9 protein-coding genes are annotated in these 12,044 nt (G+C 35.2%); 2 read left to right on the forward strand and 7 right to left on the reverse strand.

Annotated features, from left to right (window positions below):
• Window positions 1-58: 58 nt before the first annotated feature.
• Entirely contained in the window at window positions 59-2,479 is a 2,421-nt protein-coding gene (locus GJV76_RS14255) for a S9 family peptidase (RefSeq protein ID WP_155093270.1), read from the reverse strand.
• A gap of 141 nt (window positions 2,480-2,620) precedes the next feature.
• Between GJV76_RS14255 and GJV76_RS14260 the strand changes: the two genes are divergently transcribed.
• Window positions 2,621-3,628 (forward strand): 3-oxoacyl-ACP synthase III family protein, encoded by a 1,008-nt coding sequence (locus tag GJV76_RS14260; protein ID WP_155093271.1) that lies wholly within the window; start codon window positions 2,621-2,623, stop codon window positions 3,626-3,628.
• Between the two features lie 39 nt (window positions 3,629-3,667).
• Window positions 3,668-4,339 (forward strand): sterol desaturase family protein, encoded by a 672-nt coding sequence (locus tag GJV76_RS14265; RefSeq protein WP_155093272.1) that lies wholly within the window; start codon window positions 3,668-3,670, stop codon window positions 4,337-4,339.
• Between the two features lie 64 nt (window positions 4,340-4,403).
• On the opposite strand, the gene GJV76_RS14270 is transcribed toward GJV76_RS14265, so the two are convergent.
• The 6 genes from GJV76_RS14270 to GJV76_RS14295 form a co-directional block, all read right to left on the reverse strand.
• A complete protein-coding gene (locus tag GJV76_RS14270; RefSeq protein WP_155093273.1) occupies window positions 4,404-5,423 on the reverse strand; it encodes an endonuclease I family protein in 1,020 nt (339 codons plus the stop codon).
• A gap of 182 nt (window positions 5,424-5,605) precedes the next feature.
• Window positions 5,606-6,538, reverse strand: coding sequence for an endonuclease I family protein (locus tag GJV76_RS14275; RefSeq protein ID WP_155093274.1), 933 nt, complete (start codon window positions 6,536-6,538; stop codon window positions 5,606-5,608).
• A gap of 105 nt (window positions 6,539-6,643) precedes the next feature.
• The gene (locus GJV76_RS14280; protein ID WP_155093275.1) at window positions 6,644-7,639 is read right to left on the reverse strand and encodes an endonuclease I family protein; all 996 of its coding nucleotides are present in this window, start codon (window positions 7,637-7,639) and stop codon (window positions 6,644-6,646) included.
• A 95-nt stretch (window positions 7,640-7,734) separates the two neighbouring features.
• Entirely contained in the window at window positions 7,735-8,649 is a 915-nt protein-coding gene (locus GJV76_RS16195; RefSeq protein WP_444850890.1) for an endonuclease I family protein, read from the reverse strand.
• Between the two features lie 907 nt (window positions 8,650-9,556).
• Window positions 9,557-11,107, reverse strand: a complete 1,551-nt coding sequence (locus GJV76_RS16000) for an endonuclease I family protein (RefSeq protein WP_230381570.1) — start codon at window positions 11,105-11,107, stop codon at window positions 9,557-9,559.
• A 140-nt stretch (window positions 11,108-11,247) separates the two neighbouring features.
• Window positions 11,248-12,044, reverse strand: a 797-nt coding sequence (locus tag GJV76_RS14295) for an endonuclease I family protein (protein WP_155093276.1), incomplete at its 5' end; no start/stop codon positions are given.

Below are 12,044 nucleotides of genomic sequence, written 5' to 3' on the forward strand. Positions count from 1 at the left end.
ATACAAAAGAGGGTGACCTTTTGGGACACCCTCTTTTTACTTTATATAGTATTTGGTCTTACTTTTTATTTTTAAGGTGTTTCTCTAAGAATTGATCTTGTTCCCAAAGAAGGTGTAAGATGTTTTCTTTAGCAACATAACCATGACTTTCTTTTGGTAGAATAACCATTCTTACTGGAGCTCCTAAGCCTTTTAACGCTTGGAAATAACGCTCAGTTTGCAATGTAAATGTACCTGGGTTATTGTCTGCTTCTCCGTGAACCAATAACATAGGCGTTTTCATTTTGTCTGCATTCATAAAAGGAGACATCGTATTGTACACTTGTGGTACTTCCCAATAGTTTCTTTGTTCTGTTTGGAATCCAAAAGGAGTAAGAGTACGGTTGTATGCACCACTGCGCGCAATACCTACAGCAAATAAATCGGAGTGTGTCAATAAGTTTGCAGTCATAAAAGCACCATACGAATGTCCACCTACACCCACTCGTGAACGATCAATGAATCCCAAAGCGTCAACTGCATCAATAGCAGCCTTACCATTTGCAACTAATTGTTTAACATAAGTGTCATTAGGTTCTTCTTCTCCTTCTCCAACAATTGGGAATGCAGCTTTATCTAATACAGCATAACCTTTGGTTACCCAATAAACAAACGATCCGTATGAAGGGAAAGTAAATTCGTTAGGGTTATTTGTTACCTGTCCTGCACTGTTTTTATCCTTGTATTCTCTTGGGTAAGCCCAAATTAACAATGGTAATTTTTCAGATTTTGACTTGCGATCATAGCCCTTTGGTAAATATAAAGTACCAGATAATTCTAAACCATCTTCTCTTTTGTAAGTAATTACTTCTTTGTAAACTCCATCTAAGCTTTCAAAAGGATTCTTGAATGTTGTGATTGCCTTTAGGTCGTTCTTTTTCTTGATGTTTCTAAAGTAGTAATTTGGATATTCTGTAGGAGATTGAATAGATACCAATACAGTTCCTTTTTTCACATCCTCAATAGATTGAATCGTCTCTTTTTTGTCTGTATAATTAGATTGGTATAATCTTTTTGTCTTTAGTGTTTTTGTATCAAATTCATCGATAAAAGGGAATTGACCTTTCGCCGTGTATCCATCTCCGATCAAGTACATTTTGTTGTTTTCGATATTTAAAACATAGCGACCATACTCATTTCGCTTTGTTTGAAACTCTCCTGGATCGCTGTAAACATCTTGAGAATTTCTATCTTCAATCTTTACTGGGTTTTCATTGAATTTTGAAGGATTGATAATAAACGTTCTTGTATTACGCGTGTCATACCATTGATCAGAAACTAAAGCTAAATTATCATCACCCCAAGCTATACCGCCATAACGCTGTGATAACTTAACAATTGATTCAGGAGTTTTGTCAAAAGGAGCAGCCCAAGTAAAGACTTCGTCTCTATATTCAACTTCTTTTGCTGGATCCCCTCCATCAAGTGCTTCTACAAAATATAGTTCAGCAGCTTTATCAGCTCTCCATCCCATATTTCGCTTGCCTTCTCTGGTAGCCATAAATCCTTTAGGCATAATTTCGCTTAAAGGTATTTCGTTTACAGTCTTTACCTGATTTCCTTCTTTGTCATAAACAATTGTTTTCATAGGGAATCGGTTTAATGCTACTAAATAAGAAAAAGGCTTTTCTAATGTAGTCAACATTAAGTATTCACCATCAGGTGAGAAAGATTGAGATACGTATAAATCCCCTTTCTTTAGTAAAGTTTTCTCTCCATTTAGATTTACTTTGTATAATTCAGAAGTAACTAAAGTTTCAAAGTTAGCTTCATCTGTTTTATTTTTTAGCAAATCTTGGTAGGTTCTATTTTGAGATACTACTCCTTCACTCACAGAGACAATTGGGCCTGCAGGTATAGTGTTTTTTGTATCAATTAATGCTGGTCTGTTAGACGGGATAACATTAACAAGAATGTTTTTACTGTCTTTGTACCAAGTGATTGGACTTCCTAAATTAGCATTAAGGTTATCTTCAGTAAGTTTAGTTGCTTGAGCTGTTTTGATATCCACAACCCATAATTCAACTCCTTTTTCCGTAGTATGTGTAAATGCAATTTTACTCTGATCAGGTGACCAAGAAAGATTAGTTATACGCGGATTTGTAGGTAGGCCTTTTACTTGAACTTCTTTTGTATCTTTTACTTTTCTAACTTTTAAGTTTTCAATGTATGTAACCGTACTTGAGATATTTGTATTTACATCAATACGCAGTCCAGCTAATCTCATTTCATTGACATTTAAGTCCATTAGCGTTTTGTAAGTACTGCGGTAAGTAAGTAACATATACTCTTTGTTGTAGTCAATAGAGATACTTGGAGCTCGTTCAAAATCTGCAAGCTCTAAAATTTCTTGAGAGGGTTTTTGATAAGTAATGTTTTCTTGTGCATACATAGATGTTATCAAAAATAGTGATAATAACGATGTTTTTACTAATTTCATGGGTATAAGTTAAGGTTAGGTCGCTAATATATATCAAATAAAATTAAATAAAAGCTTAGAATAGCTATTTGTAGATAATTTAATACTTTTTAGTTGTTAAAAAGCTTATTTTTGCTGTTTTAAAATAAAAAGCTTATCAAAATGTATAGATCAAAAATAAGTGGATTAGGTTATTACGTTCCAGATAATGTTGTAACAAATGATGATCTTTCAAAAATAATGGATACCAATCATGAATGGATTGTTGAGAGAACTGGTATTCACGAAAGAAGACATAAGTTATTAGAAGAAGATACTACCTCGGGAATGGGAGTGAAAGCGGCTCGCATTGCTATGGAAAGAGCTAAAGTAGAGGCACAGGACATTGATTTCGTTGTTTTTGCAACCTTGAGTCCTGATTATTACTTTCCTGGTCCAGGAGTGTTGTTACAAAGAGAATTAGGATTAAACAACGTTGCTGCTTTAGATATTAGAGCACAGTGTTCTGGTTTTATATATGCTTTATCGATTGCTGACCAATACATTAAAACGGGGATGTATAAAAACGTCTTAGTGGTTGGTTCGGAAGTGCATTCATCTGGATTAGATATGACTACTCGTGGTAGAGCAGTTTCTGTGATTTTTGGAGATGGGGCAGGAGCAGCTGTTTTAACGCGCAGTGAAGATGATACAAAAGGATTGTTATCTACTCATATTCACTCTCAAGGTGAACATGCAGAAGAGTTAGCCTTATTAGCTCCAGGTATGGGAGGTAGATGGGTTACTGAGATCCTACAAGATAACGATCCAGATGATATTAGTTATACGCCTTATATGAATGGACAGTTTGTCTTCAAAAACGCTGTTGTTCGCTTTAGTGAAGTTATCAATGAAGGGTTAGAAGCAAATAACTTAAAAGTTGAAGATATTGATATGTTGATTCCTCACCAAGCTAATTTGCGTATTTCTCAATTTATTCAAAATAAGTTTGGTTTACCTGATGAAAAAGTATTCAACAATATCATGAAATATGGGAATACAACGGCTGCATCTGTGCCAATTGCATTAACTGAAGCATGGGAGCAAGGTAAAATTAAAGAGGGAGATTTAGTTGTTCTGGCTGCTTTCGGAAGTGGGTTCACTTGGGGAAGTGTTGTGATACGTTGGTAAAATTATTATATTAGCTTAAGACGATTAAGTTAATATACCATGGAATTTGAAAAAATACACAACAAAGGCCAAGCTAAATTATTTAAGAATCCTTATTTAGAAATGTTGACAAAGGGTCATCCTGCTATTATTTGGGGGATGTATATTCCTTTGTTATCTTATATTATTTATCTCGGTTATCGAGATTATCAATTGACGGTCCAAAATCTCGTTCTTCTTTTCTTAGGAGGAATGGTATTTTGGACTTTTTTTGAATACTTAGCACACCGATTTATCTTTCATCTCATTAGTGAAAAGAAAAGCTTACAAAGGTTTGCTTACATCATGCATGGCAATCACCATCATTATCCGAGAGATAGGCAGCGGTTATTTATGCCACCAGTACCCAGTATACTATTGGCGGCTGTGATATTTTGTGTCTTTTATTTTGTCTTAAGAAAGTATGTGTTTGGTTTTTTTCCTGGTTTTATGTTAGGTTATCTACTTTATGCTTCAATGCACTATGCTATCCACGCTTTCGCACCGCCTTTTAAGTTTATGAAGCCACTTTGGCGAAATCACCATCTGCATCACTACAAAGATGAAGATTTGGGCTTTGGCGTTAGTAATACCTTTTGGGATCGAGTATTTGGTACTATGTTTGACTTGAAAAAAGAAAAAGAGGATAAAGAGAAGGTTAAGGAATTGATGTTTGAAAAAAAGAGAAAATAAAAAATGAGCTGTACAAAATCTGTACAGCTCATCTTATATAGTTAAATGTGAAGAAAAGTTCTATTTATTCAATTCTTTCCCAAATATTATCTGCAACAAGTTCTTCTTGATCTTGCCCTCCCCACCAGATTAGATTAGCTAAATAAGGGTTGTCAATAAATGGGTTGCGATTTCCTTGTGAGTATCTTTTGTTTTGTTCACCATGAACTTTGTTTCTTAGTTTTTCATTTGGTGAGACAGGAACTTCCGCATTCCACTTTAAAAATATACGCATCATTCCTGTTCCTCCATAATCAGGAGTAGCTACTTCATTTCCTGCTGCTATTTTTCTTGGATTACATTGTGCTCCATATCTAACATACATATACATCATCATACGGGCAACATCTCCTTTCCACTCATCACCTGGGTACCAAAAGCCGTTACTCATACCTGCATTACCACTTCCTTCTCCAAATATTGTATTACCTCTATCTTCATTCCATTGACCATTAATAGCTCTTAGATTATGGGCATCTACACCTGCAATTAAACCCTGTTCAGAGTATCCTTTGTCGCCTCTTGAGGTAACAAGTTTTGGATCTGCCTTAGATTTTGCAAATACATGTTCTCTTTCCCATTTTTTATCTCTATTAATATTTATTTCTTTAGGATTGTTGTTTTTTGCAAATTTATCTATCGTTCGCTTGTGTTTGTTTTCCTTTTCTTGGTTTTTAGGCCAACCATACATAGCAAGTAATGTTTGACCATTTGGGTCGTCAAGATTAATATCTGTTGCAATACAGGCATCCCATAAATCTGGAGTATACATGAGTTGTTTATGAGTTTTTACTAATAAAGCATGCAAGGCTTCTTTGAGCTTTTCACCACGTAGTGTAAAGTCAATGCCTTTATAATATTGTTGTTGAGCTTCATCAATAGGGCGATAATTTGCCTTATCTTTCATTACAACTGAAGGCTTTGGCTTTGTTCCTCCACCATTATTTTCAGTTCCAGTATCTTCAGTGATAGAATCATCACTTGATGAGCAGCTATAAGTAAGGCTCATAAATACCATTAGAGGTAGTATAAAAAACTTTTTCATCTGTCAAAAATTTAAAACTTTGTAGTTTAACTTTTCAAAGCTTTTGTATTAAAGGACAACAAAGGTACAAACAATTATTATGTCAATAACTGATAAATGTTTTTTATACTATTAATCTAAAAAAGAAAGGCCATATAGAATACTATATAGCCATGAATTATAGATTTTAAAAGATAAATTTGTTACTTCCAGTGATTATCTGCCTTAGGGCCTCCCCAGATGTGAGTTGCTAAATAAGGGTTATCTATGAAAGGATTGCGATTTCCTTGCCCAGCTTCATTGTTGACATTACTCAAGTAGTCATTTCTTCTTTTTTCGCTTTCAGATACTTTTACTTGTGCATTCCATTTGAGAAATAGATCAATCATATTATCAAAAGAAGTCGTTTTACCTTGTCCTATTTTAGTAGGTGCACATTGTTCGCCATATCTAACGTACATGTACATCATCATACGTGCAACACTGCCTTTCCATAGGTCGCCAGGATACCAGCTATCTTGTCCTATTGGCGTAGAATTGCCTTTTCCTTCCGCAAATTTTCGATTAGCTCGAGCAGAGTTCCAATCCGTATCTGCAGCTCGAATATTGTGTGCATCTGTTCCAGCTCCAGGCTGTTTTGTGTTAAATCCTCCTGCATGTTGTGTGAATACATGTTCTCTATTCCATGTATCTACACTTGGGCCTCCTGAAGCTTGCTTACTCATTTCTCTTGTATAAGCTTGTTTTTCAGGTGAGAGTCCAATTTCTTTGTGTCCATAAATTAGATATACTTGTTCTGGATTTGCATTGGGAACAAAGTCTGATTGTTTGACTGCAGTCCAAACTTGTTTATAGGTAATTGTCTTTTTATGCGTACTTGTTACTTTATTGCTTAGTTGCGTTTTTAATTCTTTTCCTGTTTTGGTAAAATCGATATCAGCATAGTATGGTTTAAGATCGGAAGGTATATTGTATTTATAGGGAGTTCCTCCACCGTTATTCTCCCCTCCAGGATTCGGTTGAATAGGTATTGGTTTACCAGGAGAGGGGGTAGTTACAATTGGGTCTTTACTACAGGAATAACTTAACCCCAAGGTACAGCATGCAATTAAGAAAATGGTTAATTTGTTTTTCATTTTATATAGTTTTTGATTTATATGAGTAAATCAAAAACTATACTAAAAAACAGTATTACATGATTAAATTTCGATCAGTATATCTTTTTTTAAACTAAACTATTCTTACTTCCATAAGTTGTCTGCTGTGTATTGTGGCATTCCCCAAATTTGATTTGCTAAATAGGGATTATCGATAAATGGGTTGCGATTTCCTTGAGCGTATTTATTGTTTAAGTTACCATGATATTTATTTCTATTTACTTCAATCGCAGAGACAGGGTCTTCTGCATTCCACTTGAGAAACAAATCAATCATTCCGTCTTTAGTTGTTTGCTTTGCATCTATTGGCAGTCCAATTTTATCTGCACTGGTGTAATTGTCGCTCTTATGGTATCTGAGATGCATATACATCATCATGCGAGCAACGTCTCCTTTCCATTCATCTCCAGGATACCAGTAGTTAGCTATTTTATGTGAATTGCCTTCTCCATTTACAAATAAGCTGTTATTTCTATGATTATTCCAATAACCATTAATGGCTGTGATATGATGTACATCTTGTCCTGCCAGTTGTCTGGTATGCGCTGCGTGTGGAATACTGCCTTTTGCGTCGGCTATTAAACCTTTTAATTTAAGTGTATTGCTTTTGGCTCTTGATTTCGCAAATACATGCTCCCTTTCCCAAACTTTTTTTCTTTCGCTATCTTCCTGCTCTCCTTTACTAAAGTATCTCTTATTGATACTTCTTTGGTGTTCCAATGCGTTGCTTTCACCTTTAGGCCAACCATAAAGCAACACGACGTTATCTTTGTTCTCAGGATCTTGATCTGTTGTTTGGAGAGCTTGTCTTATACCAGGGGTATAACTAATGGGGTTATGTGTTTTTTCAAGTAAATAGGCGAGTTGTGATAGTAGGGCAGGACCTGTTTTGGTAAAATCCACTTCTTTGTAATAGTCAGCTTGTTGTTTTGGGATTTTGTAAGTTGGAATATTTAAAGCAGTAGTATTTTGCGATTGATTATTGTCCTGTGACAGATGAGCTTGTTTATCTTTCTGAGTTTTTGCACACGAGATTGTCAAAAGGCAAATTGCCACAAGCGTTAGTAATTTATTATTCATTTTCTTTTATATAGTGGTTATTGAAAAGTACTGAAAAGTTATTAAATAAAAAAGAGGCTCTTAAAAATAGAGCCTCTTTAGTGTTTTATATTTTACTACCACAGATTTGCTGCTTTGTATTTGTTTTCCATTCCCCAAATTTGATTAGCTAAATAAGGGTTGTCGATAAACGGGTTGCGATTTCCTTGTGAATATTGATGATTCCCACCATGATATTCATTTCTTCTTTTTTCTAAAGGAGATACAGGATCTTCAGCATTCCACTTTAAGAATAAATCAATCATTTCATCTGCAGTCGTTCCGTTTTTAGTATCGATAGGTTTTCCTACTTTAGTAGCTTTGGTATATCCACCTCCATTTTCATTTTCATAGCGGATGTGCATATACATCATCATACGAGCTACATCTCCTTTCCATTCGTCACCTGGATACCAATAGTTTCCTTTAGGACCTGAATTTCCTGAACCATTTACAAACTCTTTATTACCTCTTGATCCATTCCATGATCCATTAATTGGTCTTAGGTTATGTGCATCGTGTCCTGCTATTCCTTCTATAGCCGTTGGTATTGTACCATTTCTTCCTTCTGCATGAAGAGCGACTTGTTCTTTAGACTTATCTACAGCAAGTGATTTAGCAAATACGTGTTCTCTCTCCCATACTTTATCTCTTCCACTACCTCCAGAACTTTGTTGACTTTTTGGCATTGTTCTTCTTTTTACAATGTCTTTTTCATTGTTTGTCCAACCATAAATAAGTATTACATTATCACTGTTTTCTGGATCTTGATCAGTATATTTTGAAGCTTCCCATATTCCAGGAGTATAACTCTGAGGTTTATGTGTTCTTGTTACAAGACTTGCCAATTGAGCCTTTAACTCCATTCCATTTTTTGTAAAATCTATACCAGCATAATACGCTGCATATTCTGCAGGAATAGTATATTCACCAGGGTTAGTAGGACCAGTCTCTCCACCGTTTCCAGGTACTTCCGCATCATCAAAAGTAATCGAGTCTAAGAATAAATCATAGTCAGCTTTGTTTCCTATTTTGATTGAGAATAGAGGGCCATTACCTGATTTATTGTAATCTGCGCCTTCAAGGTTTAGCGTTAATTTAACCCATTGATTAGCTGTTTCAACAGTCGTTTTCGTATAGTCGTTATTTCCGTTTTTTGGATTATAAGAACTCATGCGAGTAGTTTTTTCCAATACTGTGTTTTGAGAGATAACTACATCTTGCTTAGATTCAATCTGTGCATCTGTGCGCAGGTTATAAACATCATAAGTACCATCTGCTCTGTATAGGTTAAAAGAAAGTGATTTAGCTGCTTTTCCTTTAATGTATACTATAATCGTTTTAGCAGTAGTGGAAACACTTTGATTCTCGATAGTAAATACGTAATCATTTTTGTCGGGATATTGCCCTTTGATATGCATTGCATTTTTACCATCTCTTCCTTGTCCAGGTGCTGCTTTAGCGATAGAGTTTACTCCATAAGTATTAGTGGTTTTAACAAAAGTTTCCCAATCATTGAAGTTTGCTACAATGTCTGGTTGGTTAACATTAACTCCATCTACTCCTTGACCATCAGAGTCTGTTGTTTCTTCATTACCTCCTTGACCATTATCCTCATCTGGATCAGCTGGCTTTTCTGTCCAATCTTGATCAGTAGGATCAGTGACAATAGGATCTTTCGTACACGAGAGTGTTAATAACGATAGTCCTAAGACTAGTAAAAGTGACTTTTTTTTCATTGTAAAAGTGTTTTCAATTAATAAAAGTGTTTCAGTTTTGTGTTTGTTTGTTGTTCAAATTCTGTCAAAAATATTTGATTTTATAAAGTTAGGGTTATTTAGTGGTATAAAAAAAAGAGCCTCTTTAAAGAAGCTCTTTTATACTATATTTAACTAAGTTTTATTTCCAAAGATTCTCTGCCGGTTTTCCACCCCAGATTTGTGTAGCTAAGTAAGGGTTGTCGATAAAAGGATTACGGTTACCTTGTGAGTATTGATGGTTTCCACCGTGGTACTCATTTCTTTTTTTCTCCATATCAGATACTTTGTCCTCTGCATTCCAATCCAGCAACATATCTACCATTTTAGGATCTACTTTGTTTGTAGGGCCTATGGCAACACCAGTTGGTAAACATTGATTATCATAATTAAGATACATATACATCATCATACGTGCTACATCACCTTTCCATTCATCTCCAGGGTACCATCCTCCACTTACTGGCCCAGAGAGACCTGAACCTTTAGCAAATTTTTCATTATCTCTTTTTCCGTTCCATTCTACATCAGCTGGTCTTAAATGGTGAACATCTGAATTAGCTTTTTCATTTCCCTTTAAATTAGGTGTTCCTAATGCTCTGGCATAGGTATGTTCTCTATTCCATTGTCCTTTATTACCTCCGTGATTAGCTTTGTTTCTTGAAAAAGCTTGAACCCCATTTTTTACCCCAGGATGACCATATATTAAATAAACTTCATTAGTGTTTGGTACTAAATCTGTTATACTCATAGCTTCCCAAAGTTTGTTAGTATATCCTAATGTTTGGTGATGTGTTTTTTTAACTAAATCAGCTAAAGCACTATACAAAGCCATTCCTTTTGTATCTTTAAAATTAATACTTGAGTAATATGCTTTTTGATCAGCAGGAATTTTATAGTCTCCTGGATCGACAGGATCTGTACCTGGCTCACCATCTCCACCAGCATCACTTTCAGTTCCGTCTTCGTATCTAATCTCATCGATTACCAAGTCATAAGCAGCATCTTTACCAACTTTAATAGCAAAGGTTTTACCAGTTCCAGTAGTATTATATCCAGTCACACCAGTTTTAAGGTCTAAAACAACTTTAACCCATTTTCCTTTTGTATCTATAATTCCTGTATAGCTTGGTGTAGTACTATTTGGATCGGATGTCTGTGGTTTTGTATCTGCAGTAATATTTTTGCTATCAGACATATCACCTACATTATAAGCATAGTAGGATTTACCATCTGGTTTGAAAACCAACAAGGTTAACGATTTTGCTGAAGTACCTTTTACAAGTAAAGATAATTTCGTTGCATTTTTGACTACTTTTTTTACGTTTTCAACTGTAAATACATAGTCGTTTGCTGAAGGTGTACCCTTTAAACTTAATCCATTTTTATTGTCCCAACCTGTACCAATGGCTTGAGTAGCATATGGTTTTATTTTGGTTCCTTGATAATCTTGAAGTGTACCTAAGAATGTATCCCAAACTTCGAAATCTGCTCCAGGGAAAACTATTGTTTTTCCAGGTTTAACTTCAATAGGTGTGTTGGGATCGGGGTCAGTTGGATCTGGATTTGGTTTTTCCGGATTCGTAGTTTCGGGATTCTCTATATCAGTAGGATCCGTCACAATAGGGTCTTTGGTACAAGAAAATATAGCCAAAGCCATCCCTAATACTAAAAAGATTGAAATTTTCTTCATTACTAATAGATTTTAGTATACAATTAAATATTTTAAGTGAAGTGTATTTCTATGTTTAGAAATTCACATAAAGTTACTTAATTGTATGAAGAAATCAAAGTTAAAGAGCAAGCTTTTATTGAAGCTTGCTCTTGTTTATTTTATTTCCATCTGTTTTCAGCCACTGGGCCACCCCAGATTTGTGTTGCTAAGTATGGGTTATCGATAAAAGGGTTTCTATTTCCTTGTGAATTAGCATTTTTAGGATTTCCATGAAAATCATTTCTCTGTATCTCTAAGTCAGCTACAGGATCTTCTGCGTTCCATTTTAAAAACAATTCAACCATTCCTTTATCTGTTGAAACTGGTGAGCTTATTGCGATTAAATTAGCATCACACTGTTGATCATATACAAGGTACATGTACATCATCATGCGAGCAACATCTCCTCTCCACTCATCGCCTGGATACCATCCACCTCCAAGTTTTCTTGCTTTACCAGATCCTTCAATAAAGTGTAAGTTTCCGCGATCACTATTGTGTTTAATAATCGAAGGTCTTAAATGATGGGCGTCTACACCTGGTCCTTTGGATCTTCCCAAAACAGGGTTTCCTTGCGATTGTGCAAATACATGTTCTCTATTCCATCCAGAGTTTGAAGTATAAGTGTGATTACCACTTGTTGTACCTTTTTCTCCGTAAATCATATACAATTTTCCATCTGGAGATCGATCGGTAATTGCAATAGCATGCTTATTAGCTGTATATGATATATCATTTTTTTTCTGAATTAGTTTAGCTAAAGCAACTTTTAGCTCCATTCCAGTTTTCTTGAAATCAATATTAGCGTAATATGCTTTTTGATCAGCAGGTATGTTTTTAAAATCTCCTGATTGACCAGTTCCTGGATCAACTGGATCTGGATCTACCGGATCCACAGGAGTTGTAGGTTTAGCAT

Source organism: Myroides albus (assembly GCF_009711045.1).
In the GTDB taxonomy this organism is placed as follows: Bacteria; Bacteroidota; Bacteroidia; order Flavobacteriales; family Flavobacteriaceae; genus Flavobacterium; species Flavobacterium album_A.